The 24,714-nt window shown below is 70.8% G+C and carries 24 protein-coding genes and 1 riboswitch; of the genes, 7 read left to right on the plus strand and 17 right to left on the minus strand.

Annotated features, from left to right (window positions below):
- Positions 1-9 precede the first annotated feature (9 nt).
- Positions 10-681 (plus strand): pyridoxamine 5'-phosphate oxidase family protein, encoded by a 672-nt coding sequence (locus ABT034_RS30340; protein ID WP_351220272.1) that lies wholly within the window; start codon positions 10-12, stop codon positions 679-681.
- Positions 682-878: 197 nt separating this feature from the next.
- Here ABT034_RS30340 and ABT034_RS30345 read toward each other — a convergent pair whose 3' ends face one another.
- The 3 genes from ABT034_RS30345 to ABT034_RS30355 all read right to left on the minus strand — a co-directional run bounded on the left by ABT034_RS30345 (position 879) and on the right by ABT034_RS30355 (position 3,791).
- Positions 879-1,853 carry a DMT family transporter gene (locus ABT034_RS30345; protein ID WP_351220273.1) on the minus strand — a complete coding sequence of 325 codons (975 nt, stop codon included), beginning with the start codon at positions 1,851-1,853 and terminating at the stop codon, positions 879-881.
- A 175-nt stretch (positions 1,854-2,028) separates the two neighbouring features.
- The gene (locus tag ABT034_RS30350; protein WP_351220274.1) at positions 2,029-3,075 is read right to left on the minus strand and encodes an EamA family transporter; all 1,047 of its coding nucleotides are present in this window, start codon (positions 3,073-3,075) and stop codon (positions 2,029-2,031) included.
- Between the two features lie 113 nt (positions 3,076-3,188).
- A complete protein-coding gene (locus ABT034_RS30355; protein WP_502973088.1) occupies positions 3,189-3,791 on the minus strand; it encodes a Clp protease N-terminal domain-containing protein in 603 nt (200 codons plus the stop codon).
- Between the two features lie 195 nt (positions 3,792-3,986).
- Between ABT034_RS30355 and ABT034_RS30360 the strand changes: the two genes are divergently transcribed.
- Positions 3,987-4,211, plus strand: coding sequence for a hypothetical protein (locus ABT034_RS30360; RefSeq protein WP_351220276.1), 225 nt, complete (start codon positions 3,987-3,989; stop codon positions 4,209-4,211).
- Positions 4,212-4,279: 68 nt separating this feature from the next.
- Entirely contained in the window at positions 4,280-4,708 is a 429-nt protein-coding gene (locus ABT034_RS30365) for a type II toxin-antitoxin system Rv0910 family toxin (protein ID WP_351220277.1), read from the plus strand.
- A 110-nt stretch (positions 4,709-4,818) separates the two neighbouring features.
- On the opposite strand, the gene ABT034_RS30370 is transcribed toward ABT034_RS30365, so the two are convergent.
- Complete coding sequence (locus tag ABT034_RS30370; RefSeq protein WP_351220278.1) at positions 4,819-5,451, minus strand: PadR family transcriptional regulator; 633 nt, start codon at positions 5,449-5,451, stop codon at positions 4,819-4,821.
- Positions 5,452-5,616: 165 nt separating this feature from the next.
- Here ABT034_RS30370 and ABT034_RS30375 point away from each other — a divergent pair, with 165 nt between their 5' ends.
- Positions 5,617-6,426 carry a PhzF family phenazine biosynthesis protein gene (locus ABT034_RS30375; protein WP_351220279.1) on the plus strand — a complete coding sequence of 270 codons (810 nt, stop codon included), beginning with the start codon at positions 5,617-5,619 and terminating at the stop codon, positions 6,424-6,426.
- 107 nt (positions 6,427-6,533) lie between these two features.
- Here ABT034_RS30375 and ABT034_RS30380 read toward each other — a convergent pair whose 3' ends face one another.
- Together ABT034_RS30380 and ABT034_RS30385 are read right to left on the minus strand one after the other, a co-directional pair.
- On the minus strand, positions 6,534-7,331 hold the full coding sequence (locus ABT034_RS30380) for a CPBP family intramembrane glutamic endopeptidase (protein ID WP_351220280.1): 798 nt from the start codon (positions 7,329-7,331) through the stop codon (positions 6,534-6,536).
- Between the two features lie 97 nt (positions 7,332-7,428).
- Positions 7,429-8,928 carry a glutamate-cysteine ligase family protein gene (locus ABT034_RS30385; protein ID WP_351220281.1) on the minus strand — a complete coding sequence of 500 codons (1,500 nt, stop codon included), beginning with the start codon at positions 8,926-8,928 and terminating at the stop codon, positions 7,429-7,431.
- 482 nt (positions 8,929-9,410) lie between these two features.
- Between ABT034_RS30385 and ABT034_RS30390 the strand changes: the two genes are divergently transcribed.
- Positions 9,411-10,001 carry a hypothetical protein gene (locus tag ABT034_RS30390; RefSeq protein ID WP_351220282.1) on the plus strand — a complete coding sequence of 197 codons (591 nt, stop codon included), beginning with the start codon at positions 9,411-9,413 and terminating at the stop codon, positions 9,999-10,001.
- 333 nt (positions 10,002-10,334) lie between these two features.
- Positions 10,335-10,541, plus strand: a complete 207-nt coding sequence (locus ABT034_RS30395) for a DUF5999 family protein (RefSeq protein WP_351220283.1) — start codon at positions 10,335-10,337, stop codon at positions 10,539-10,541.
- Between the two features lie 126 nt (positions 10,542-10,667).
- On the opposite strand, the gene gcvP is transcribed toward ABT034_RS30395, so the two are convergent.
- Positions 10,668-13,553, minus strand: coding sequence for an aminomethyl-transferring glycine dehydrogenase (gene gcvP, locus ABT034_RS30400; RefSeq protein ID WP_351220284.1), 2,886 nt, complete (start codon positions 13,551-13,553; stop codon positions 10,668-10,670).
- A gap of 177 nt (positions 13,554-13,730) precedes the next feature.
- Positions 13,731-13,830: riboswitch (glycine riboswitch) on the minus strand.
- A 113-nt stretch (positions 13,831-13,943) separates the two neighbouring features.
- On the opposite strand from gcvP, the gene ABT034_RS30405 reads away from it, so the two are divergent.
- The gene (locus ABT034_RS30405) at positions 13,944-14,309 is read left to right on the plus strand and encodes a PRC-barrel domain-containing protein (RefSeq protein ID WP_351220285.1); all 366 of its coding nucleotides are present in this window, start codon (positions 13,944-13,946) and stop codon (positions 14,307-14,309) included.
- A 30-nt stretch (positions 14,310-14,339) separates the two neighbouring features.
- On the opposite strand, the gene ABT034_RS30410 is transcribed toward ABT034_RS30405, so the two are convergent.
- The 10 genes from ABT034_RS30410 to clsA form a co-directional block, all read right to left on the minus strand.
- Positions 14,340-15,689 (minus strand): DNA polymerase IV, encoded by a 1,350-nt coding sequence (locus ABT034_RS30410; protein WP_351220286.1) that lies wholly within the window; start codon positions 15,687-15,689, stop codon positions 14,340-14,342.
- Positions 15,690-15,762: 73 nt separating this feature from the next.
- Positions 15,763-16,431 (minus strand): MerR family transcriptional regulator, encoded by a 669-nt coding sequence (locus ABT034_RS30415; RefSeq protein ID WP_351220287.1) that lies wholly within the window; start codon positions 16,429-16,431, stop codon positions 15,763-15,765.
- Between the two features lie 192 nt (positions 16,432-16,623).
- A complete protein-coding gene (locus ABT034_RS30420) occupies positions 16,624-17,097 on the minus strand; it encodes a bifunctional nuclease family protein (RefSeq protein ID WP_017238433.1) in 474 nt (157 codons plus the stop codon).
- 65 nt (positions 17,098-17,162) lie between these two features.
- Entirely contained in the window at positions 17,163-17,906 is a 744-nt protein-coding gene (gene ftsR, locus ABT034_RS30425) for a transcriptional regulator FtsR (RefSeq protein ID WP_351220288.1), read from the minus strand.
- Positions 17,907-17,935: 29 nt separating this feature from the next.
- Positions 17,936-18,877, minus strand: a complete 942-nt coding sequence (locus tag ABT034_RS30430) for an FHA domain-containing protein (protein ID WP_351220296.1) — start codon at positions 18,875-18,877, stop codon at positions 17,936-17,938.
- Positions 18,878-18,958: 81 nt separating this feature from the next.
- Positions 18,959-19,834 carry a DUF881 domain-containing protein gene (locus ABT034_RS30435; protein WP_502973089.1) on the minus strand — a complete coding sequence of 292 codons (876 nt, stop codon included), beginning with the start codon at positions 19,832-19,834 and terminating at the stop codon, positions 18,959-18,961.
- 110 nt (positions 19,835-19,944) lie between these two features.
- A complete protein-coding gene (locus ABT034_RS30440; RefSeq protein ID WP_015032176.1) occupies positions 19,945-20,277 on the minus strand; it encodes a small basic family protein in 333 nt (110 codons plus the stop codon).
- The gene (locus ABT034_RS30445) at positions 20,274-21,203 is read right to left on the minus strand and encodes a DUF881 domain-containing protein (RefSeq protein ID WP_351220290.1); all 930 of its coding nucleotides are present in this window, start codon (positions 21,201-21,203) and stop codon (positions 20,274-20,276) included. The genes ABT034_RS30440 and ABT034_RS30445 overlap by 4 nt, the downstream gene beginning before the upstream one ends.
- Before the next feature lie 99 nt (positions 21,204-21,302).
- On the minus strand, positions 21,303-23,798 hold the full coding sequence (locus ABT034_RS30450; protein ID WP_351220291.1) for a sugar phosphate nucleotidyltransferase: 2,496 nt from the start codon (positions 23,796-23,798) through the stop codon (positions 21,303-21,305).
- Between the two features lie 117 nt (positions 23,799-23,915).
- Complete coding sequence (gene clsA / locus ABT034_RS30455) at positions 23,916-24,524, minus strand: cardiolipin synthase ClsA (RefSeq protein ID WP_351220292.1); 609 nt, start codon at positions 24,522-24,524, stop codon at positions 23,916-23,918.
- Positions 24,525-24,714 lie beyond the last annotated feature (190 nt).

Here is a 24,714-nt window from a genome sequence, read left to right on the forward strand (position 1 = left end):
AGTAGGGCAATGAGCACCACTGCCGACACGTACACGCCGACCGACCGGACCGTGCCCACGCGCTCCCGCGAGCGCGCCTCGTACGACAAGGCGCTGGTCCACTCGATACTCGACGAGGCGTACGTCTGCCATCTCGGCTTCGTCCGCGACGGCGCGCCGGTCGTGCTCCCGACGCTCTTCGGCCGTGTCGGCGACCGCCTCTACGTGCACGGCTCCACCGGCTCGCGGCCGCTGCGCGCGGCCGGCGACGGCGTGGCGGCCCCGGGCCTGCCCGTCTGCCTGACCGTGACCCACGTCGACGGCCTCGTCCTCGCCCGCTCCGCCTTCCACCACTCCCTCAACTACCGCTCGGTCGTGGTGCACGGCACCGCCCACCAGGTCACCGACCCCGAGGAACGCCGCACGGCGCTCGACGCGCTCGTGGACCAGGTCGTCCCCGGCCGCTCCGCCGACTCTCGTCCGGCGAACTCCAAGGAGCTCGCCGCCACGGCCGTTCTCCGGCTCGACCTGGACGAGGTCTCGGCGAAGGTACGCAGCGGCGGCCCCAACGACGACCCGGAGGACCTCACCCTCCCCTACTGGTCCGGCGTCGTCCCCGTCCAGGGCGGCTACGGCCCGCCCGTCCCGGCCGGAGACCTCGACCCGACGATCGGCCTGCCGGCCTACCTGACGGCGCTCTGAGCCGCAGGGAAAGAGGGGGCCCGGCCCGCCGGGCCGGTCCGACCTGATCCGACCCACCGGGACGAGCCGCGGACGAGCCGTACCGAGCCGCGGACGAGCCGTACCGAGCCGACCCACCGGGCCGAGCCGCGGACGAGCCGTACCGAGCCGAGCCGCCGGACCGAGCCGACCCCTCCCCCTCCCCGCGTCCCCTCCCCCTACACCGCCACTGCCGCCACCGCCTCCCGCCGACGCTCCGCCGCCGCCGTCCGCGCCTCCGCGTAGGCAAGCCCCGTGACGGCGGCGAGAAGCAGCAGCGTGCCGAGCACGACGGCAGCAGTGAGCCGCTCGCCGAGCAGCGATACGGCGATCACGGCCGCACTCACCGGCTCCAGGAGCATGATCACGGAGACGGTGGCGGCCCGGACGACGGCCGCACCCGCGAAGTACAGCGCGTACGCGAGCGCCGTCGGCACGGCCGCCACGTACACAAGGAGCAGGAGCACGCTCACGGGCGCGTCGGTGTGCGGGAGGATTCCCTCCGCGAGCGCCGCGGGCAGCAGTCCGACCGCCCCGATCGCGAACGCCCAGGTAGTGGTCCCGAGGGCGTCCGTACGGCCGCCGTCGCGGCCGAGCCAACGGGTGAGCAGCGTGATCGCCGCGTATCCCGCCGCCGAGACGACCGCGAGGACGACACCGAGCGGTCGTACCTCCGCCGCCCCGCCGCCCAGGACGAGGACGAACAGTCCGGCGAGCGCCCCGGTGACCGCGACGACGCCGCCACGGCCGAGGCGCTCGCCCATCGTGAGGCGGGCGCCGACCGCGATGAGCACGGGCCCGGCGCCCAGGGTGACGACGGTGCCGACCGTGAGGCCGGTGGCCTGGACGGCGGCGAAGTAGGCGCTCTGGAAGACGGTGAGGCCGATCCCCGTACCGAGGATGCGGGCCGTCCGCCGGCCGCGCGTTTCCCCGGCCGTACGGGCGGCCTCGCGCCGGGGCCGCAGCGCGAGCGCGCCGAGCAGCAGGACGAGACCGCCCACGCAGCGCCAGAAGGAGAGGGCCAGCGGGCCCATGTCGCTGATGCGGAAGATCAGTGAGGCGGCGGCGCCGGCCGTGCCCCAGGCGATCCCGGCGACGATCAGATAGAGCAGGCTCCGCCCGACGGACAGGGCGGATTCCGAAGAGTTCGACACGTGACTTCTCCGTGGAAGACAGGAGGGAAAGGTGGTCGCTCAGCTCCGCGCGCGGGCAGCGACGAACCGCTCGGGGGCGAGGAGTCGCCCGGCCGAGCCCGGTCTTCGTCGAGGAGAGTCGCCGCGCGCCTAGAAGGCGGGAGGCGGAAGGACGGTCGAATGCATGATCGGCACCTTACGGGGCTGTCCGCCCGGCGGACAACTGGGTATCCCGCTCCCCGCCTCCGGCCTCTACCTCGGCACCGATACCGGCCCCGGCCCCCGTCCCCGTCCCCGAACCCGCCACGGGCCCGGCCGCGGCCGCAGCCGCCCCCGCCTTGGCCGTCGAGGACTGGGCAATGAGGGCACCGACGAGCACCACCGCGCCGCCGATGACCTGCGGCGCGTCGAGGTGCTGTCCGAGCAGCACCCAGGCGAGGACCGTCGCGATGACGGCCTCCAGACAGGCCACGACACCCGCCACCTGCGGGGAGAGCCGGCGCACCGAGATGACGCCGGTGACGTACGCGAGCACGGTGGCGATCAGCACGATCCAGCCGAGCAGCAACCACGCGGGCACGGCACTGCCGTCCATGTCGGCGGTGCCGCCTAGGAGCGCCCAGTCCATGCCCCACGGGCGGGCGACGACCGTGAGGACGAGCGCGCCGATGAGGAGCCCGTATGCGATGACGCCGAGCGGGTCGGCCTGCCCGTCCTCGTCGGCGCCCTGGTCGGAGAGGACGAAGTAGCCGACCTGGCAGCAGGCCGCGGCGAGCGCGAGGAGCAGACCGACGAGGTCGAAGGTGAGCCCGGACCAGACCTGGACGACACAGGCGAGGCCGCCGACGGCGAGGACGACACCGAGAGCGGCGGCGCGGGTGATGGGCCGGCGCTGGACGAAGCGGACCCAGCCGAGGACGAGGGCCGGGGCGAGGTACTCGATGAGGAGGGCGACGCCGACGGGGATGCGGGAGATCGAGGCGAAGTAGAAGGCCTGGACACCGGCGACGGCGAGCAGGCCGAAGCCCGCGAGGAGCGCGGGTTTGCGGCGCAGCAGATCGCGGTGGCGCCAGGCCACCGGCAGCATGACGAGCGCGGCGCCGGCGACCCGGAGCCACACCACGTGCAGCGGGTCGAGTCCCGCCTCGATGAGTGGCTTGGCCGCCACTCCTGAACCACCGAATGCGAAGGCCGAGGCCAGGGCGAGTCCCAGGCCGGCGCTTCTCCCCTGAGACGCGTGCATCGGGCCATGATGACAGGGCTCGGTCAGGCGCGTAACCCCCGTTACACCTGTTGAGACGGCCCGCCCTCACCACCCCTAGGGACGCCCTCCGCAGCGCGGATACGCGCGCCCGCTCACCGTTCCCCGATACGGGCGACCAGTGCGGCCGGATCGACGCCGGCCCTGCGCAGCACCTCGACGGCCCGGCTCTCGGCATCGGCGGCGATGACGGCCAGAAGGTCGACACCGCGCGCCTGCGCCTCGCCGCGCTCCGCCGCGCGCCGGAAGGCCTCCTCCAAAGCGGCGGACGCCGCCGGTGACCAGCCGGAGGCCCGGGGGTCCGGCGGCTCCGTCCCTCGTACGGCGGGCAGCAGGCGTCCGGCGGCCGAGTCCTCGACCGAGCGCTGCCAGCGCAGGCCGTAGCCGATGGACCGCTGGACGAGATAGCCGAGGACGCGGGCGAGCTGGTGATCGCCCTCGAACGCGGCACCGGCCTCGGGGTCGGACTCCAGGAGGGAGTGCAGGAGGTGGGCGGTGTCGATCTGCCGGTCCCCGTCCCGGAGGGCTCGGCGGCGGGCGCCCGTGACGACCGTCATGAGGGACGGCGTCAGCAGGGGCGCGAGCTCCGCTCGCGGAGCGACGGACTGCCGTAGCGGCTGCCGAAGCGACTGAGGGAGGGACTGAGGTGTCGACTGAGGAACCGACTGGGGAAGAGGAAGCGGGACGGGACGGTGCACCCTCCCACCTCACCAGCCCCGGGCGGCCGGGGCATCGCCGAGGAGAAGCATGTCCGCATCCCACCGGAGTTGGGCACGCGCGCGCGGTTCCTCCTCCTTACGGATGAGATCGCGCGCACCTCCCCCATGAGGCGCGCGCCGCCTTGCTTTGCGCCCCCGATGCAACCACGGGCCCTTTCCGTACGTCTTCCAGTCGTGTTCTGGATGGTGGCTCTGCTCGCGCGCGACGGGCGGCAGTACGTCTACCGGGTGTACGCCCCCCGGGAAGCGCTGCGGGCCGATCTGTTCTGGGCGGCGTTCCACTGCCACGAGGAGGACGGGGCGCCGCGCGCCTCCGACAGCTTCGACGCGGCCGAGATCTGGTGGATCGGCAACGGGGCGGGGCCGGCGGCCGCAGAACTGACGGTTCATCAGTATTGAATGTTCACGGCCGCCCGGCTACGTTCCGCGACACCGGAACCAGTGGGCACGCGTGAAGGGGTGGTCTCATGGCCGAAGTCAGCGCGGAGGCACGGATCGAGGCGCCGACCGGGAAGGTGTGGGCGCGGCTCATGGAGTTCTCCTCGTACGGCGAGTGGAACGCCACCCACACCGACTTCCCGAACGGCGGCCCGACCGCCCTGGAGACGGGCGCCACCTTCACCGAGAACATGAAGCTGATGGGCTTCCCCGCCGAGGTGCTCTGGACGGTCGAGGAGCTGGAGACCGAGCGCGCCTTCGCCATCAAAGGCAAGGGCCCAATGGGAGTCCTGGTCACCACGCGCTACGCGCTCGCGGCGGACGGGGACGCGACGCGCGTACGGATCGACGGCGAGTTCACCGGCGCGGCGGTCTCCCTGATGGCCGGAAAGCTCAAGGACTCGGCGACGACGGCACTGACCGAGTCCCTGCGGAAGCTGTCGGGCCTGGTCACCTGAGAAAAACGCACACAAGGGCCCCGCGGCGCACGCCGCGGGGCCCTTGGTCACTTCCGACCGTAGCCGGCCACCGACCCATGCTCACCGGCCACCGACTCGTACTCACCGGCTCAGTGCTCGTCGGCCAGAATCAGATACAGCTTCTTCCGGGCCTCGTTGATCACGCCGACCGCCTTCTGCCGCTGCTCGGGGGTGCCGGTCTTCCAGACCTGCCCGAACGCCTCCATCAGACCGAAACCGGCCTGCCGGACCTCGTTCAGCGCCTCCCAGTCGACACCGCGCCCGGCCTCCTCCCAGGGAGCCTCGGGCCCGTCCTCGGCCTCGGCGCGCCCGGTGTCGGTGAGCGTGAAGAGCTTCTTGCCGCCCTCGCTCTCGCTGGTGATCAGCCCCTCGTCCTCCAGCATCTGGAGGGTCGGGTAGACAGAGCCGGGACTGGGCTTCCACGCCCCGTCGCTCCGTTCGCCGATCTCGCGGATCATCTCGTAGCCGTGCATCGGGCGGTCCTTCAGGAGCGCCAGGATCGAGGCCCGCACGTCACCGCGCCGCGCCCTCCCCCGGCCGCCACCGCCGCCGCGGCCACGACCGCCGCCGAAGGGCCCACCGCCGAAAGGTCCGCCACCGAAGCCCGGCCCGAAGGGGCCGAACGCGGCACGCCGTCCCTCGAAGTCATTCCGAGGCCCGGGGCCGCAGCCTCCACGACCGGCTCCGTGTCCGTTTCCGTACTCGTGTCCATGTGAACGCATCGCAACGCTCCTTCCATCGGGACTCCATCGTCGAACTGTCGCGATGTCTCAACGATATATCGGAAGTGTTCGCCGAGCAAGCAATCCGACTGCCACCCCTGACCCGTCCAGTTCTCAGCAATTGGCCTTGGCCCTCCGAAATCCGCCCCGGGTACGGTCGACGGCATGCGGATCCGAATCGTCGACGCCTTCACCGACCAGCCCTTCTCCGGCAACCCCGCAGGAGTCCTGCTCCTCGACTCCTTCCCGGACGACACCTTGCTGCAGCGGGTCGCCGCGGAGGTCAACCTCTCCGAGACTGCCTTCGCCCACCCGCTGCCCGCCGGCGGGCAGGCGGACTGGGCCTTGCGCTGGTTCACGCCCACCACCGAGGTCGACATGTGCGGCCACGCCACGCTGGCGACCGCCCACGTCCTGCATTCCACCGGTACGGCGAGGGGCCCCGTCCGCTTCGCGGCCCGCTGCGGCGTCCTCGGCGCCACCCCCGAGCCCGACGGCACGATCACGATGGACTTCCCGACCTCCTCGCTCACCCCCGTCCCCGTCCCCGACGGCCTGGAGAAGGCCCTCGGCGCCGAGGTCCTCTCCGTACACGACACGGCCGGCCACGTCGGCGACCTCGTCGTCGAGCTGCGCGACGAGGCCACCGTGCGCGGGCTCGCCCCGGACTTCGCCGCCCTGAAGAGCCTCTCCACGCGCGGCGTCATCGCGACCGCCGCCGCCGAACACCCCGACGGTGGCTACGACTTCGTCTCCCGCGGGTTCTTTCCCGCCGTCGGCATCGACGAGGACCCGGTCACCGGCAGCGCCCACACCGCGCTCGCCCCCTACTGGTCGGCCCGGTTCGGCCGCGACGACCTCGTCGGCTTCCAGGGCGGCACCCGCACCGGAATCGTCCGCACCCTCCTGCGCGGCGAGCGCACCCTCCTGAACGGCCACGCGGTCACGGTCATCGAGGGCGACCTGCACGCCTGACCGAGCCCGGACCCCGGCACCCGGCGCCAGGCACGAACACGGACAACGCCCCCGCACACACGAAGGGGCATACGGAGACGCCCGTATGCCCCTCACCCCCGCCCCGTTCACATCGTCGGCAGCCACCCCACCTTTCCCGCAAGCAGCCCGTACCCGACGAAGGCCACGATGTCGAGCAGCGCGTGCGCCACCACCAGCGGCCCGACCCGGCCCCAGCGCCGGTACAGCAGGACGAAGACCACGCCCATCACCACATTGCCGAGGAAGCCGCCGATCCCCTGGTACAGGTGGTACGAGCCCCGCAGTACCGAGCTCGCCACCAGGGCCGCCATCGGCGTCCACCCCAACTGGCCGAGCCTGCGCAGCAGATACCCGACGACGATGACCTCCTCCAGGACGGAGTTCTGGATCGCCGAGAGGATCAGTACCGGGTACTTCCACCACACCTCGGGCAGCGACTCGGGCACCACGGTCAGGTTGAACCCGCTCGCCCGCATCACCAGGTAGAAGGCGAGCCCCGCGCTCCCGATGCCGGCCGCGACCAGCGTCCCGCGCCCGAGGTCGGGCCACGGCCGAGTCCGGTCGAAGCCGAGGGCCCGCAGTCCGGAACCCTCGCGCAGCAGCAGATGGGCGACGAGCACGACCGGCACGAGGGCCGTGGCGATGCCGAAGAGCTGCCAGGACAGATCGAGCCACGGCCGCCCCAGGGCGTACGAGCCGTTGAGCGTGGCCGCCTGGTCCTTCAGGGCGTCGGACTTGGTCAGCGAGCCGATGAAGCTGATGAGGGACGACACCGCGCTCGCCCCGAGCGAGAGCGCCAGGACGATGAGCAGCTCGGAGCGCAGTACCCGCCGGGGCGGACCGTCGGGGGGCAGGGCGGCATCACTGACTCGTTGCTCCGACACCACACCTGTCTCCACTTCCCGGTCGCGGACGGCGGACGCCGTTCCGGCGGCCGCGACCACTTTGCCATGATCAGCCGCCGCGCCGCCCGCTCCCTGATCAGCCGATACCCACCGGCCAGGTGTGCACCGGTTCCCCCGCGTGCATGAGGGTCCGGTAGCGGCGGGTCATCGCCGCGAGCGCCGCCTCGCGGTCGAGGCCCGACTCCAGGGCCCGGTGGAAGGTGTCGGCCTGCCAGGAGGCGCCGTTCACCCGTCGCAGACAGCGCTGTTCGATCACCCCGAGGTAGAAATCCCGGTCGGCGGGTTCGATGTGCCAGGCGTCGAGCCCGGCCGCGGCGAGCGGCAGCAGCTCGTCGAGGACGAGCCGGACCGCCGGCACGGTCGCGATGCCGCCCGTGCGACCCGAGCGGGGCCAGCGCAGCTCCGCCTCGATGCCGTGGCGGCAGGCCGTGTCGAAGTTGGCCTCGGCGTCCTCGAAGGCCATGCGTTTCCAGACCGGCCGGGGGTCGTCGGCGAGCGAGCGTACGAGCCCGTAGTAGAAGGCCGCGTTGGCGATGACGTCGGTGACGGTCGGCCCGGCCGGCAGCACCCGGTTCTCGACGCGCAGGTGCGGGACGCCGTCGACCCAGCCGTACACGGGCCGGTTCCAGCGGTAGACCGTGCCGTTGTGCAGGACGAGCTCCGCCAGGCGCGGCACCCCGCCCTCGTCGAGGACGAGGAGCGGGTCCTCCTCGTCACAGATGGGCAGCAGGGCGGGGAAGTAGCGGAGGTTCTCCTCGAAGAGGTCGTACACCGAGTCGACCCACCGCTCACCGAACCAGGTGCGCGGCCGGACGCCCTGCGCCTGCAGTTCGGGCGGGCGGGTGTCCGTGGCCTGCTGGAACAGCGGCGGCCGCGACTCGCACCACAGCTCACGGCCGAAGACGAAGGGCGCGTTGGCGCCGAGCGCGATCTGGACGCCTGCCACCGCCTGCGACGCGTTCCACACGGCGGCGAACCGGGCGGGCGTCACCTGGAGGTGGAGCTGGACCGAGGTGCAGGCCGCCTCGGGCACGATCGACTCCGAGGTGCACAGAAGGCGTTCGACGCCGTGGATGTCGAGCGTGAAATCCTCGCCACGGGCGGCGAGGATCTGGTCGTTGAGAAGCGTGTAGCGGTCGGCGGCCGAGAGGTTCTCGAAGACCAGGTCGTCCTGCGTGAGCGTGGGAAGTATGCCGATCATGACGACCCCGGCATCGAGTTCCGCCGCCTTGCGGTCGGCGTATCCGATTCCGGTTCCGATCTCCTCCGCGAGCCGATCGAAAACACGGCCCCCGAGCTGGTGCGGCGCGATGTTCACTTCGAGGTTGAACAATCCGAGTTCCGTCTGGAAATCGGGGCTCGCGATCTTTTCGAGAACCGGCCCGTTCAGCATGCGGGGCAACCCGTCGGCGCCGGCGAGATTGAGTTCGATCTCCACGCCCATGAGATTGCGGGGACGGTCGAACCGCTTCTCCGCCAGGAGCCTCGCCAGTCCCGCGAGACACTGCTGGAGCTTTCTCCGGTACTGCTGCCGGTCGGACGGGCCGAACCCGTCGGCCACGACCTTCTCCCCCATCGAAGCGTCCCTCCCCGAGTGGCCGGCCGCCACCACGGCCGCGTGTCACGGACGATGATGCCCACCCCGCTGATCCACAACGCCTGCGGAAGAGGGCTGTCGGACGATAGGCTGGATGAAGCACCCCACCGGCACATCCCGAGGGCACAGGGCAATCGACATATACCAATGTCCTATTGTCACGGAACCCCGGGTCGACATTCAGCCGTCCGCCTCTGCGAGGAATAAGCAGGTGAGAGCGGCGCCACCGCGGGATTCCGCTTCCACAGCCCGCGATTTACGACCTGATGACGCCTTGCCAGGAATATCGGCGACGTCTAGCGGAAACACTCTGTGAACACGTGTCGTATAAACTCCGCGGACGAGGCAGAGTGTTGGCGCCCGGGCCATGGCCATGTGGCCCTCCTCTGGCCCCGCCCGCCGACAGCGCCGTCGTACCTGCCCACGCATCACCGTGTCTCCTGAGCGAGAGGCGACCCACCATGCTCCGACCCTCCCCGGCCCCTGCGCCGGCCCTCCGCAGTGTCCTCGCGGCCCTCGGCTCCCCGACCGCCGTCCACGAGGCGCGAACCCCCGCCCTGCGGGCCGCGCAGGGACCGCTGAGCCCCGAACTCCCCCTGCCCGTGCACGTCCTGGACGTCACCGGAGCACCGGGGCACGCGCCCCGCATCCGGCTCGCCGGCTGGCGTTTCCTCATCAGGAGCGGAGACCGGGCGATCGCCGCCGCGGACACCATGCTCACCCCCGACGGCTGGTCCTTCTCGCACTTCTTCGAGGGGCCGTACGTCACCGCCACCGAGCGGGCGCTGCTCCAGGCCGAGGCGCTGCCCGTCCCGTACCAGCCGCGGCTGCTCTCCGTACCGGAGCTCTACATGCTGACCCTGTGGCTGCACGCCGACCCGGAGGCGGACGGTGCCACCGCCGCCCCCGCCGCGGCCGACCTGATGGTGCCGCTCGCTCCAGCGCCGCCGGGGATCGCGGCCCACCGCGCCTACCAGATCGCCGATCTCCTGCCCGTACTCAGTACGCGACTCGCGCCGCCGCCCCTCATGGGTTCGCCGGCGCCCGCCTGATACACCGCACGCGCACCACCGCCCCGTGCACCCACCCGGGTCACGGGGCGCACTGCTGTCCGAAAACCCCGCCCGAACACGCCACCCGAACATTCCTCCCGGACGGACTAGCCCGCTCGGGCCATCCCGAACCACCCGAAGAGACGGTGCAGTTGAGCTGAACCGCCCCTGCGGGTGACGCGTCTTCCCAGGAGAGGACGAGCTGACGTGAAATACCTGCGGAAGGCCGTCCATGGGGCAAGACTGGGACCGGAACCGAACCGACCGACGGGGGCGGCGATGAGCTCGAAGAGCCGCAGGACATCCACCACGACGCAGCGAAAGAACCCACCCATGTGCCAGCACCAGCCTGCCTGTCCCACCGCCGACTCCGCCGACCGGGAGGCGGCCCGACCGACGGCACACCACCCGGAGCAGGGCTGGAGCCTGCTGTGCAACGGCGTCCTGCTCTTCGAGGACACCGGTGAACTGCTGCCGGACGGGCAGATCATCGCCCCGCACCGGCCGCTGACGGTGGGACGGGTGACGACCGCCGCCTGAGGGCGCGGCACGGACTCCGTACGAACGCCATCCAGGAAACACCGAGGGCCGGCCCGGAGAGAATCTCCGAACCGGCCCTCACGCCATGCTCAGCGGCGGTACGCATCCACCGCGGCGCTCACGGACTCAGTGGTCGTACTCGTCCATCGGCGGGCACGAGCAGACCAGGTTCCGGTCACCGAAGGCACCGTCGATCCGGCGCACCGGCGGCCAGTACTTGTCGGCGGCCGAGACCCCGGCCGGGAAGACCGCCTCGTCCCGCGTGTACGCGTGGTTCCACTCGCCGCCCAGGGCGGCCGCGGTGTGCGGGGCGTTGTGCAGCGGGTTGTCGTCGGCGGGCCACTGGCCGGAGGCGACCTTCTCGATCTCGGCCCGGATCGCGATCATGGTGTCGCAGAAACGGTCCAGCTCGGTCAGGTCCTCGGACTCGGTCGGCTCGATCATCAGCGTGCCGGCCACGGGGAACGACATCGTCGGCGCGTGGAAGCCGTAGTCGATGAGGCGCTTCGCGATGTCGTCGACCGTGACGCCCGTCGCCTTGGACAGCGGACGGAGGTCCACGATGCACTCGTGGGCGACGAGACCGGCGGGGCCGGTGTAGAGCACCGGGAAGTGCGGTTCCAGGCGCTTGGCGATGTAGTTCGCCGCGAGCACGGCGACCTGGGTGGCGCGCTTGAGGCCCTCGCCGCCCATCAGTCGCACGTACGACCACGAGATCGGCAGGATGCCGGCGGAGCCCCAGGGGGCGGCCGAGATCGGGCCGACACCGGTCTCCGGGCCCGCGGCGGGCTGGAGCGGGTGGTTCGGCAGGTACGGGGCGAGGTGGGCGCGGACACCGACCGGGCCGACACCGGGACCGCCTCCGCCGTGCGGGATGCAGAAGGTCTTGTGCAGGTTCAGGTGCGACACGTCGCCGCCGAAGTGGCCCGGCTTGGCGAGACCCACCAGGGCGTTGAGGTTGGCGCCGTCGACGTACACCTGGCCGCCGGCGTCGTGCACCTCGGCGCAGATGTCGGCGACGTGCTCCTCGAAGACGCCGTGCGTCGACGGGTAGGTGATCATCAGGACGGAGAGCTCGTCACGGTACTGCTCGATCTTGGCGCGCAGGTCCGCGACGTCGACCTCACCGTCGTCGGCGGTCTTGACGACGACGACCTTCATGCCGGCCATCACCGCGGAGGCGGCGTTGGTGCCGTGCGCGGAGGACGGGATGAGGCAGACGGTGCGCTGCTCGTCGCCGTTGGCGCGGTGGTAGGCGCGGACGGCGAGCAGACCGGCCAGCTCGCCCTGCGAACCGGCGTTGGGCTGGATGGACACCGCGTCGTACCCGGTGACCTCGGCGAGCCGCTCTTCCAGTTCCTTGATCAGCGTGAGGTAGCCCTGTGCCTGCTCGACCGGGGCGAAGGGGTGCATCTGACCGAACTCGGGCCAGGTCACCGCCTCCATCTCGGTCGTCGCGTTCAGCTTCATCGTGCAGGAGCCGAGCGGGATCATGCCGCGGTCGAGCGCGTAGTCGCGGTCGGCGAGCCGGCGCAGGTAGCGCAGCATCGACGTCTCGGAGCGGTACGCGTGGAAGACCGGGTGGGTCATGTACGCGTCGGAGCGCAGCAGACCGGACGGCAGCGTGTCCTCGGTGGCGGCGTCCAGCGCCTCGACGTCGGCGGTGACACCGAAGGCGCCCCACACGGCGGCGAGCTGGGCGCGCCCGGTGGTCTCGTCGCAGGACATCGACACGTGGTCGGCGTCGACGCGGTACAGGTTGACGCCGGCCTCGCGGGCGGCGGCCACGACCGCGTCGGCCTTGCCGGGTACGCGGGCGGTGAGGGTGTCGAAGAAGGCGCCCTGGGTCAGCTCCACGCCCCCGGCCGTCAGACCGGCGGCGAGGATCGCGGCGTACCGGTGGGTGCGCCGCGCGATGCCCTTGAGGCCGTCGGGGCCGTGGTAGACGGCGTACATACCGGCCATGACGGCGAGCAGCACCTGCGCGGTGCAGATGTTGCTGGTGGCCTTCTCGCGGCGGATGTGCTGCTCGCGGGTCTGCAGGGCGAGGCGGTACGCGCGGTTGCCGTCGGCGTCGACGGAGACGCCCACGAGACGGCCGGGCAGGGAGCGGGCGTGCTTGTCCTGGACGGCCATGTAGCCGGCGTGGGGGCCGCCGAAGCCCATGGGAACGCCGAAGCGCTGCGTCGTACCGACGGCGATGTCGGCCCCGAGCGCACCCGGCGAGGTGAGCAGGGTGAGCGCGAGCAGGTCGGCGGCGACGGTGACGATCGCGCCGAGTTCGTGGGCGGCGTCGATCAGCGGCTTGATGTCGCGGACGGCTCCGGAGGCACCGGGGTACTGGATGAGCACGCCGAAGACACCGCGCTCGGCGACCTCGGCGGGGATGCCGTCGCTCAGGTCGGCGACGACGACCTCGACACCGGTCGGCTCGGCGCGGGTCTCGATGACGGCGATCGTCTGCGGCAGGGCGTCGGCGTCGACGAGGAAGACACCGTTCTTGACCTTGCCGACGCGCCGGGCCAGCGACATGGCCTCGGCGGCGGCGGTGCCCTCGTCGAGCAGGGAGGCGCCGGAGGTGGGCAGCCCCGTCAGGTCGGCGACGACGGTCTGGAAGTTCAGCAGGGCCTCGAGGCGGCCCTGGGAGATCTCCGGCTGGTACGGGGTGTACGCGGTGTACCAGGCGGGGTTCTCCATCACGTTCCGCAGGATCACCGGCGGCGTGAAGGTCCCGTAGTAGCCGAGGCCGATCATGGGCGCGAGGACCTGGTTGCGGTCGGCGAGCGTACGCAGCTCCGCGAGGACCTCGGCCTCCGTCCGCGCGGCCGGCAGGCCCAGCGCCTCGGTGTTCTTGATGACGTCCGGCACCGCGGCGGCCGTGAGCTCGTCGAGCGAGCCGTAGCCGACCTGGGCGAGCATCTTGGCGCGCGCCTCGGCGTCGGGCCCGATGTGCCGCTGCTCGAACGGGATGCCCTGTTCGAGTTCGGAGAGCGGAATGCGGTTGGCGGTCATGTACGGAGGCCTCCTGGTCGTCACGACCTGCGAGGGGCACCACGGCGCGGGTACCCGGACGGCCTCCCCCTCTGTCATCTCAACCTGAGAGTTTCACCGGCACGCCTCGCGGCACGCCGGCTTTCACCGTCGGTGAGAGCGCATGCCGTCGGACACCGCTCTGCTTTCCAGAGTGACCTCGTCCGCGCGGTACAGGGGCCTGAGAGATTCCGGGGAGGATTTGCTCCTTCGGCGCCCACCGGAAGATTTCTCCGGGGGACTCTCCCGCACAGGGTCGACAGCCACAGCCAGCCTACCAGCGCGGTTACGGCTCCTATCGCTCAAGTGGCCGACATCCCACATGTGCTCTTTCGTAGGGGGTAGGTGCAGTTGCGACCAGTTGGAGGGACCGTGCAGACCGATATCGATCCGCGCAGCCTGATCGGCCGCAAGGCGTTCGACCGCAACGGACACAAGATAGGAACCGTCGACGAGGTGTACCTGGACGACGCGACCGGCGTCCCCGAGTGGGCGGCCGTCCGAACCGGGCTCTTCAGCCGGGACGCCTTCGTCCCCCTGGACCCGAGCGATCTGCTCGACGACGGCCTCCACGTCCCGTACGAGCGGGCCCTCATCAAGGACGCCCCCGACTTCGGCGTGGGCCGCCACCTCTCCCCCGAACAGGAACTCCAGCTCTACCGCCACTACAGCCTGGCGCTCCCCCCGCCCCCCACGGACACCCAGGACACCGACTTCGGCCGCCTGGCAGGCCAGTAGCACCGCGACGGCGCCGTAGGGGACGGCGCTTCACCCCCGCCCCACCAAGGGCAACGCCTCCCCCGGGACGAGGTCCGGATCGTCCACGGCGAAGGTCCGCACCCGCCCCGGCTCCGACCCGGGCTCCTCGAACCGCACCGTGACCCGCCCGACCCCGCTCCCCTGCACCCACCCCGCCCCGTACACGGCGTGCCGTACGTCATGCCCGGGCGCCCAGTGCCGTTCCACGGGCTCGTCGGCCGCGGGCTCGACGGCGGCCACGACCTCAGCGGCGGCGGCATCACCTGCCGAAGCGGCAGCGTCCCGCGCCTCGGTCTGCGCGAACAGATCCTCCTGCGTGTAGTCCGCGAGCCCGCTGACCCCGACCCCGAGCAGCCGCACGCCCCCCGTCGTGTCCACCGCGTCGAGCAGCCGCGCCGCCGCCTCCCGCACCACGCCCGGGTCGTCCGTCGGCCCCCGGAGCGTCTCGGACCGGGTCAGGGTCGAGAAGTCGTACCGCCGCACCTTCAGGACGATGGTCCGACCGGAGTGCCCCGAGGCCCGAAGCCGCCCCACACACCGCTCCGCGAGCCGCTCCACCTCCGTCCGGATCCGCACCCGGTCGTGCAGGTCCACGTCGAAGGTGTCCTCGACCGACACCGACTTGGCGTCCCGCTCGGCCACCACGGGCCGATCGTCGTACCCCTGGGCCATCCGGTACAGCGAGGCCCCGTGCGCCCGCCCGAGGAGCCGTACGAGCTCGTCCTCGCCCGCTTCGGCGAGGTCGGACACGGTGGTCATCCCGGCCCGCCGCAAATGTTCCCCGGTCGCCGGACCGACACCGGGCAGGATCCGTACCGACCGCGGCCCGAGAAGCTCACGCTCGGTGCCGGGTTCGATCAGGACGAGCCCGTCGGGCTTGGCCTCTTCCGAGGCGATCTTCGCGATCATCTTGGACCCCGCGAGCCCGACGGAACCCGTCAGCCCCGTCGTCGCCAGGATGTCGACCCGCAGCCGCTCCCCGGCGACCCGGGCGCTCGCGCTGTCGTCGGCGATCTCCCCGGCCTCCAGGTCCACGAAGGCCTCGTCGAGGCTGAGCGGCTCCACGAGCGGCGAGAGCCGGCCGAGCAGCTCCATGACCTGCTCGCTGATCGACCGGTAGAAGGCGAAGCGCGGCACGAGGTAGGCCGCGTTGGGCGCGAGTCGCCGCGCCTGGCCCATGGGCATGGCCGAGTGGACGCCGAACCGGCGCGCCTCGTACGAGGCGGTGGCGACCACGCCCCGCGGCCCGAGCCCGCCGACGACCACGGGCTTTCCGCGCAGGCTGGGCTTCGCCGCCTGCTCGGCGGCGGCGAAGAACGCATCCATGTCGAGATGCAGGATCGTCGGCGCGGCTCTCACGCTTCCGATGCTGCCCTACGCCACTGACAACGCCGCCTCACGGCCGCAGACGCGCCCGGGAAGCACAGCCCCCTCAGACGGCCCTGTCCCTCCGCCGCCTGGCCAGCTCGTCCCCCGGGTTGTGCCCGACGAGCGTCTCGCCCGTGTCGACCCGCTCCCCGTGCAGCTGCGACAGCGCCGCCTCGACGTCCCGCCAGACCACTCCGACGGCGATGCCGAAGACGCCCTGCCCGCCCTTGAGCAGGTCGACGACCTCGTCCGGCGACGAGCACTCGTACACCGTGGCCCCGTCGCTCATGAGCGTCATCCGCTCCAGGTCCCGGAAGCCCCGCGCCCTCAGGTGCTGCACGGCGGCCCGGATGTTCTGGAGGGCCACCCCGGTGTCGAGGAAACGCTTGACGATCTTCAGGACGACGACGTCACGGAAGCTGTAGAGCCGCTGTGTCCCCGACCCGTACGCGGGCCGTACGCTCGGCTCCACGAGCCCCGTACGCGCCCAGTAGTCCAATTGGCGGTAGGTGATCCCGGCCGCCGCGCACGCCGTAGGGCCGCGGTAGCCGACCACCTCACCCGCCTCGCCGGGACCGGCTCCAGGAGCGGTACCCGCCCCCGTGCCGCCCGGGCCGGCCGCCGCACCGGCGTCCGTACCGAAGTCGCCCACACTGCCGTGAAGCGGATACGGACCGCTCTCTCCGGACGCGCGTCCGAGCGAGCTCCCTGCCGTACCGTCCGCGCTGCTCATCACGCCGACCCTCCGTCCTTGACCTGCCCACACGAAGGTAGGCAGTCACTCGGGGTGCGTCAACGATCGCCACACTCGGCACGCCGAGTGATAATCACCCTGAGAGTGGTTTCCCATATCTCTCGCTGGGGAAAGGCTACTCGAATGCCCTGACGGCACCCCGCGAACGGGCCGCGGCCGCGGCGCTCCGCGTCACTGGCTGTTGGTCCCGAAGTCCTCCGGTGAGATCTGGTCGAGGAACTCGCGGAACTTCTCCACCTCGTCCTCCTGCTCGTCCGGAATCGCGATACCGGCGTCGTCCAGCACACCGTCACTGCCGAAGATCGGCGTTCCGGTACGAAGGGCGAGGGCTATCGCGTCCGACGGCCGCGCACTCACCTCGACGCCGCTGGCGAAGACCAGCTCGGCGTAGAAGACCCCGTCCCGCAGATCCGTGATGCGGACTTCGGTGAGTTCCTGACCCACGGCCTCCAGCACGTCCTTGAACAGGTCGTGCGTCAGCGGCCGCGGCGGGGCCATCCCCTGCTGGGCGAAGGCGATCGCGGTCGCCTCACCCGGTCCGATCCAGATGGGGAGGTACCGATCGCCTCCCACTTCACGCAGGAGCACGATCGGCTGGTTGGAGGGCATTTCCACCCGGACACCCACAACGTCGAGCTCGTTCACACAGCAACCCTAGGACGTGCCCGACCGGTTTGGATAGTCGGGCCCTGCCAAGGCCCCCGCCGAGCTCACTGGAGACGGATCCCCAGAGCGGTCTGCACGAGGGCCGCGTGCAGCCGTACGGACTGCGCGGCGAGCTCCTGCGCCGTGGCCTCCGCATGGGCCCTGGTCTGCGGATTACGGTGCCGGCGCAGCGGCGCGACGACCTGCTCGATCAGCCCCGCCTCCCGGTCCGCGGCCGCCTTCACGGCTCTCAGGTGCCGGGGTTCCAGACCGAATCTCCCCAGATCCGCGACGAGCCGCGCGACGGTGACGGTCTCCGCGTCATAGCCGCCGCCCTCGGACTCGGCGATCAGACCGTACGCCTCCCACGCGACGAGCTCGGCCTCGGAGACCTCAGCCGCGGCCAGCAGCTCCGCCCGCCCGATCCGCACGGCGGCGGGCGGCTCCACGTCCTGCTCCCAGGCCCCCTCGGCCAGGTCCCGCCGACGCCCGGGGGCCGGGAGCTTGATCTGCTCCCCCCTGGCGAGGGCGTCGAGGTGCTCGCGGATGACCTTCAGCGGAAGATAGTGGTCCCGCTGCATCCGCAGGATCTGAGCGAGCCGCTCCACATCCTGCGGGCTGAACTTCCGGTACCCGGAGGCCGTACGCCGGGGCTCCACGAGCCCCTCGGCCTCCAGGAACCGGATCTTGGAGATGGTCACTTCGGGAAATTCGTCACGCAGCTGGTTCAGCACCGTGCCGATGCTGACCAGCCGGTCGCCCGCGGTGGGGGCGCCGGAACCGGCGCCACCCGTCGGTGTTCGCAACATGGACCTTCCCTGAAGGCTTCTCCGAGGCGTCACACGCCCCGCTGGCTCGAATGGAAGACCAGCCGGTACTTGCCGATCTGCACCTCGTCGCCGTTGGACAGAACGACCGAGTCGATCGGCTCACGGTTGACGTACGTGCCGTTGAGGCTGCCGACGTCGGACACGGTGAAGCTGCCGTCCTGACCCCGCCGGAACTCGACATGGCGCCGGGAGACCGTGAAGTCGTCCAGGAAGATGTCGCTCTGCGGGTGACGGCCGGCCGTCGTCAGCTCGCCGTCCAGCAGGAACCGGCTGCCGGAGTTCGGCCCACGGCGCACCACGAGGAGCGCGGAACCGGACGGCAGCGCCTCCACGGCCGCCAGCGCCTCGGGAGAGAGCGAGGGCAGCTGGGTCTGGCCGGTGACCTCCGACTCGTAGGCCTCGAGGCCCGAGATGGAGATCGTGGACGTCGTCTCCGAAGCACGCTCGGCGGCGACCCCGCCCCGCAGCGGCGTGCCGCAGTGGGAGCAGAAGCGGCTGTCGGCCGCGTTGCGGTGACCGCACCTCGTACACACCGGCATGGACGCATCCTCCTGCCGCGGCTGCCCCGCCGAGGTCTGTGTCGCGTACGGATCGGGGGCAAACCCTCCACCCGTACTTGAGGTTGATGGTTCTCCGAAACCTATGCGGGCAGCACCGGCAGGGTCAACAGACGACGCGCCCTGAGCGCCCGAAATGTCACCGCCCTGGCCGCCGACCTCATCGCGGAAGAGCGGGCGCTCGCCGCTCTGCTCGTCACTCTGGGCGTGGCGCGACGCGCGGTGCTTGGCGTTGCCGCCGTCCTCGCGTCCGCTCTTGCCGAACAACTTCGAAAAAAAACTCACGGGCGATTCCCCTTGACCGAAACAGACCCGCCCGTGGGGCAGGACGAACCGAGATCCATCACACCTGCCGACCCGGACACCTTCACAACGTCCGTATCCTCCGGACAGTTTCCACCACGCACCACTGTTGTGGTGCGCCGACCCCCCGCAACGCCTTGCCCATGTCGCGGGACCCCCCTCGTCCCCCTCTCACTGGGAGGACGACTGAGCGTAGTCAGGCCGCTTCGCGGGTCGCAAGGCGTCGACGACGATCTTCGCCGACCGCTCCACCGTGGCTGTGGCCTGCTCCTTCTCCAGGGTCTGCACGACTCCACCGGGGATGTTGAGCGCGGGCTCGAGATCCTCCGGCTTGCCGATGACCTTGAAGACGTACGGAGCGGCCACCTTCGTTCCATCGATCCGCATGTCATCACCGATCCCGGTGAAATAACTGTCCGCGACCACCCGCACGCCGTTGACCTGGATCGCCTCGGCGCCGGCGGCCCGCAGCTCCTGGATGGCGTCGAGCAGCATGTCCGACTCGACGGCCCCGGTGGGGTCGCCCACGGTCAGGGTGATGCCCGGCCCCTCGGCGGCGACGGTGCCGGCCAGGATGCCGAGCTGCTGCTCCTTCTCCTGGGTCTGCTTGCGCGCCTCCTCGGCCTGGTCCGAACTGGACTCCAGCTCGGTCCGCTGCTTCTCCAGCCGGGCCTTCTCGTCCTCCAGGCGCTGCGTACGGTCGTCGAGCTCGTCGAGGATGCGCACCAGGTCCTCCTGGCGCGCCCCGCGCAGCGCGCTGTTGTCGCTGGTCGAGGAGACCTGAATGGCCAGGCCGAGGCCGAGGACGAACAGCAGCAGCGCGACGACGAGTTGGGCCCGGGTCACCCGGGGCGGCCACAGCGCGGACGCCAGCCGCCGACGCCCACTCGGCTCTGCGCCGGCGGGAGCGACGGGGTCGGCCGGAACCACGGGTACCGGGACCTCGGGCACCCGGGCGTCCTGGCCCCCGTTCCCGCCGCCGGCGGGGCTCTGGGGCGGCTCGGCCTCGGTCGGCTTCCCGACCCCGTCGGCCTCCGGACCGCTCACCGGCTCCTGAGGACCGACGCGGCTCCCCGGCTCCTGAGCGTCCCGAGGATCCTGAGCGTCCTGCGGGCTCTGCGGGTCCTGGGGGTTCTGAGGGTTCTCGCTCATCGGCGTCACGCCCGGAAGACGTGGCGCCGGATGGCGGCCGCGTTGGAGAAGATCCGGATGCCGAGCACGACGACCACACCGGTCGACAGCTGCGCGCCGACGCCCAGCTTGTCGCCGAGAAAGACGATCAGCGCGGCCACGACCACGTTCGAGAGGAACGAGACCACGAAGACCTTGTCGACGAAGATGCCGTCGAGCATGGCTCGGAGACCGCCGAAGACCGCGTCGAGGGCGGCGACCACGGCGATCGGAAGATAGGGCTCGACCACCGCCGGAACCTCGGGGCGGACCAGAAGCCCCACCACGACTCCGACGATCAGGCCAAGTACGGCGATCACGATGTGCCCTTCCCTGTGTCGGCCGTGGCCCGACCGGAGGGCGTCGCCGCCCCGGCCCCCCGCGGCTCTGCGGTACGTACGGTCAGGCTCGGCGCGGCCGGCAGGCGCACGTCGCCCTCGGCCGAGATCGCGCTCCTGATCCCGAAGTTCTCCACCAGCGCGTGCAGATACTGCCCGTCGGCGCTGTCCTGGAACGTGGTGCTCAGCCGCTGCCCGTCCCCGACGGCGAGGATGGTGTACGGCGGCACCAGCGGCTTGTTGTCGACCAGTATGGCGTCGCCGGCGGCCCGGATCGCGGACAGCGAAGTCAACCGCTGCCCGTTGACGGCGACCGCCTCGGCGCCCGACTCCCACAGCCCGTTGATCACTCGCTGCATGTCGCGGTCGCGCACCCGGCCCGTGTCGGAGAAACCACTGCTCTCGCGCGGACCACCGCCACCGGCGTCGGTGTCCTTGGCATCGTCGACGACGAGCTTCACCCCGGGACCGTGCACCGGGGTCGCGCCCGACAGCAGCGCCACGAGTTCGGTCTGGTCGCCGCCGAGTTCCTGAAGCGCCTGCCGTTGACGTTCCCCGACCTCGGTACGGATCCGCTCGACGTCCCGTTCCAACTGGTCGGCCGTCGACGTCTCCGCCTCGATCCGGCCGATCAGCTCCTGCCGTTCCTTGGCGACGACCGGGGCGGAGATCCGCGCCTCGGCCGCGCCCACGGTCACCACGGCGGCCGCGAGCAGGAGGCCCGCGGCGACACCGAGCTTGGCCCGCAGGCTACGGGGCAGCCCACCGCCCTCGGCCGCACGCCGGGCGGTCGCCTCGGCGTAGCCGTCGTCGAGAGCGTGGTCGATCACGTTGTTCAGCAGCGACATGGACGCGTCCGGGCGCGGCGGAGGTGCTCCGGTGCTCCGAACGGGGGGCTGCTGCGACATGCCGCACATCGTCGCACGTCGCACGACCTACCACCGAATGGCCCCTCCGTCCGGTGGGGAGGCACCCGGAGGCACCTCCCCACCGGACAGGCCGCTGTGTCAGCTGCCCGCGCTGTCGACCACCACGGCCCACTCGTCGAGCAGGGCCTGCGCGGAGGCGTCGTCGGGCCCCTCCGCCCACAGATGGGTGACGGCCTCGGCCGGGTCGGGCAGCACCATCACCCACCGGCCGTCGGCCTCGACCACCCGCACGCCGTCGGTGGTGTCCACGGAGCGGTTCCCCGCCGCTTCCACCACCCGCCGCATCACGAGACCCTTGACGGCCCACGGGGTGGCGATGTCCTTCTTGAGGACGTGCGCCCGCGGGATCCGCGCGTCGATCTGGCTCAGGGTGAGCTGGGTCCGCGCGACGAGCCCGATCAGCCGGACGAAGGCGGCGGCGCCGTCGAAGACACTGCTGAACTCGGGCACGATGAACCCGCCACGCCCGTCGCCGCCGAAGATCGTCGACTCCTCGCGCCCGACCCGGGTGAGGTCGTCGGGCGAGGTCGTCGTCCACTCCACCTGCGTGCCGTGGTACGCGGCGACCTGCTCGGCGATCCGTGTGGTGGTCACCGGAAGCGCGACCCGCCCGGAGCGACGCTCGGCCGCCACCAGGTCCAGCATGACCAGGAGCGCCCGGTCGTCCTCGATGATCCGCCCTCGCTCGTCCACGAGCGAGAGCCGCTCACCGACGGGGTCGAACCGCACGCCGAACGCCGCCCGCGCCGAGGCCACGATCTCCCCGAGCCGTACGAGTCCGGCCCGCCGGCTCTCGGCCGACTCGGTGGGTCTGGACTCGTCGAGCCCGGGGTTGATGGTCAGCGAGTCGACCTGGAGCCGCCCGAGGAGACTGGGCAGCACGAGCCCGGCGCTCCCGTTGGACGCGTCGACGACGACCTTCAGACCTGCTTCCGCGATCCCGGTGGTGTCGACGTTCCGCAGCAGCGAGCCGGTGTACGAGTCGAAGACGCTCGCTGGGAAGGAGAGGTCACCGATCTCCCCGGGGAAGGCCCGCCGGTACTCCTGGCGCGCGAAGACCCGGTCCAGCTTCCGCTGCCCGCCCTGGGAGAGGTCCGCCCCGCGTTCGTCGAAGAACATGATGTCCACGGAGTCGGGCACCCCGGGCGTGGTCCGCACCATGATTCCGCCGGCGCTTCCCCGCGCGGTCTGCTGCCGTGCCACCGGCAGCGGCACGTTCTCCAGGTCGCGTACGTCGATGGCGCTGGCCTGCAGTGCCGAGATCACCGCCCGCTTCAGCGCTCGCGCGCCCCGGGAGTGGTCTCGCGCCGTGGTGACGGTCGCCCCCTTCTTCAGGGTGGTGGCGTACGCCCCCGCAAGCCTGACGGCCAGCTCGGGCGTGATCTCCACGTTGAGGATGCCGGAGACACCACGGGCCCCGAAGAGGTGGGCCTGCCCGCGGGACTCCCAGATGACCGAGGTGTTGACGAACGCGCCGGCCTCGATCGTCTTGAACGGATAGACCCGCACGTTGCCCTGCACGATCGATTCCTCACCGACCATGCACTCGTCCCCGATGACGGCGCCGTCCTCGATCCGGGCCGCCCGCATGATGTCGGTGTTCTTCCCGATCACACAGCCGCGCAGATTGCTCTGCGGCCCGAGGTAGACGTTGTCGTGGACGACGGCCTTGTGCAGGAAGGCGCCGCTCTTGACGACCACGTTGGAGCCGACGACGGTGTGCTCGCGGATCTCGGCGTCGGCTTCGACCTTGGCGTAGTCACCGATGTAGAGCGGCCCGCGCAGCACGGCGTCGGGGTGTACCTCGGCGCCTTCCGCGACCCACACCCCCGGCGAGATCTCGAAGCCGTCGATGTCGACCTGGACCTTGCCCTCGAGGACGTCCGCCTGGGCCTTCACATAGCTCTCATGGGTGCCGACGTCCTCCCAGTAGCCCTCGGCGACATAGCCGTAGATCGGCTTGCCCTCCTTCATGAGCTGGGGGAAGACATCACCCGACCAGTCGACCGGAACGTCTGCCTCGACGTAGTCGAAGACCTCGGGCTCCATGACGTAGATGCCCGTGTTCACGGTGTCCGAGAAGACCTGGCCCCAGGTGGGTTTCTCCAGGAAGCGCTCGACCTTTCCTTCCTCGTCGACGATCGTGATCCCGAATTCCAGCGGGTTCGGCACCCGGGTGAGGCAGACCGTGACGAGGGCGCCCTTCTCCTTGTGGAAGGCGATGAGATCGGTGAGGTCGAAGTCGGTGAGCGCGTCTCCGGAGATCACGAGAAAGGCGTCGTCCTTCAACGCTTCCTCGGCGTTCTTCACGCTGCCCGCTGTACCGAGTGGCTTCTCCTCATTGGCATACGTGAGCTCCATCCCGAGCTCCTCGCCGTCGCCGAAGTAGTTCCGGACGAGTGAGGCGAGAAATTGCACGGTGACGACGGTCTCGTTGAGACCGTGCCTCTTGAGCAGTCGTAGGACGTGCTCCATGATCGGCCGGTTCACCACCGGCAGAAGAGGCTTGGGCATGCTTGAGGTCATCGGGCGAAGACGGGTTCCTTCGCCACCGGCCATCACGACAGCCTTCATGTCGGAAGCGTCCTCCTTCAAGAGATGACGGTCCTGCCGACCTTCGCCTGTCCGCTCAGTAACCCACGGACGTCCTCGTCGTTGCCGGCGACGCTGCTCGACACAGAAGGAACGGGCTCAATCGGCCACGGTGTCCGTCTTCACGAGTCGACGGACCTGGACCACGTAGAGGATCCCTGCCCACCAATACAGAGTTGTACCCCATCCGGCGAAGGCCCATCCGAAAACTTCAGCGAGTGACGAAAGCCAGCCCGTTCCGTCACTGAGAAGCAGCAACGGGAACGCGTACATCAAGTTGAAAGTCGCAGCTTTGCCGAGGAAGTTCACCTGCGGCGGCGGGTAGCCGTGCCGGCGGAGGATTCCCACCATGACCAGCAGCATGGCCTCGCGGGCCAGCAGGGCGGCTGTAAGCCACCAGGGCAGGATCTCCCGCCAGGTCAGCCCCACGAGAGTGGACAGGATGTACAGCCGGTCCGCTGCGGGATCGAGCAGCCGGCCGAGCTTGCTGATCTGGTTCCAGCGCCGTGCCAGTTTGCCGTCGAGATAGTCGCTGATGCCGCTGAGCATCAGGACGAGAAGCGCCCAGCCGTCGCTATTGGGCCCGCCGAACACCGGCCGGAGAATCAGCCACAGAAACAGCGGCACGCCGACGAGACGCGCCATGCTGAGAATGTTGGGGATGGTGAGGACCCGGTCGGTCTGCACACGGGTCTCCTGGACCTCCACCCGGGGGCCTCCTGCTGGGAACGTACGGACGATGCCCCCTGACCTTACCCTCAGCCACAAGACCCCGGCGCACAGGGTCTCTCCGCCCGCCACCTGAACGCAAAAATGCCTCAACCCCCGGACAGAGTCCGGGGGTTGAGGCTAAAAATTGTTCGGCGGCGTCCTACTCTCCCACAGGGTCCCCCCTGCA

It is taken from the genome of Streptomyces sp. NPDC002773, assembly GCF_040295605.1.
Taxonomy (GTDB): domain Bacteria; phylum Actinomycetota; class Actinomycetes; order Streptomycetales; family Streptomycetaceae; genus Streptomyces.

Bases quoted from the DNA above. Each gene is read 5' to 3' on its own strand.
- ABT034_RS30340 (WP_351220272.1), top strand. From the start codon at position 10: ATGAGCACCACTGCCGACACGTACACGCCGACCGACCGGACCGTGCCC.
- ABT034_RS30350 (WP_351220274.1), bottom strand. From the start codon at position 3,075: ATGCACGCGTCTCAGGGGAGAAGCGCCGGCCTGGGACTCGCCCTGGCC.
- ABT034_RS30365 (WP_351220277.1), top strand. From the start codon at position 4,280: ATGGCCGAAGTCAGCGCGGAGGCACGGATCGAGGCGCCGACCGGGAAG.
- ABT034_RS30370 (WP_351220278.1), bottom strand. From the start codon at position 5,451: ATGCGTTCACATGGACACGAGTACGGAAACGGACACGGAGCCGGTCGT.
- ABT034_RS30375 (WP_351220279.1), top strand. From the start codon at position 5,617: ATGCGGATCCGAATCGTCGACGCCTTCACCGACCAGCCCTTCTCCGGC.
- ABT034_RS30385 (WP_351220281.1), bottom strand. From the start codon at position 8,928: ATGGGGGAGAAGGTCGTGGCCGACGGGTTCGGCCCGTCCGACCGGCAG.
- ABT034_RS30390 (WP_351220282.1), top strand. From the start codon at position 9,411: ATGCTCCGACCCTCCCCGGCCCCTGCGCCGGCCCTCCGCAGTGTCCTC.
- ABT034_RS30395 (WP_351220283.1), top strand. From the start codon at position 10,335: ATGTGCCAGCACCAGCCTGCCTGTCCCACCGCCGACTCCGCCGACCGG.
- gcvP (WP_351220284.1), bottom strand. From the start codon at position 13,553: ATGACCGCCAACCGCATTCCGCTCTCCGAACTCGAACAGGGCATCCCG.
- ABT034_RS30415 (WP_351220287.1), bottom strand. From the start codon at position 16,431: ATGAGCAGCGCGGACGGTACGGCAGGGAGCTCGCTCGGACGCGCGTCC.
- ftsR (WP_351220288.1), bottom strand. From the start codon at position 17,906: ATGTTGCGAACACCGACGGGTGGCGCCGGTTCCGGCGCCCCCACCGCG.
- ABT034_RS30445 (WP_351220290.1), bottom strand. From the start codon at position 21,203: ATGTCGCAGCAGCCCCCCGTTCGGAGCACCGGAGCACCTCCGCCGCGC.
- ABT034_RS30450 (WP_351220291.1), bottom strand. From the start codon at position 23,798: ATGAAGGCTGTCGTGATGGCCGGTGGCGAAGGAACCCGTCTTCGCCCG.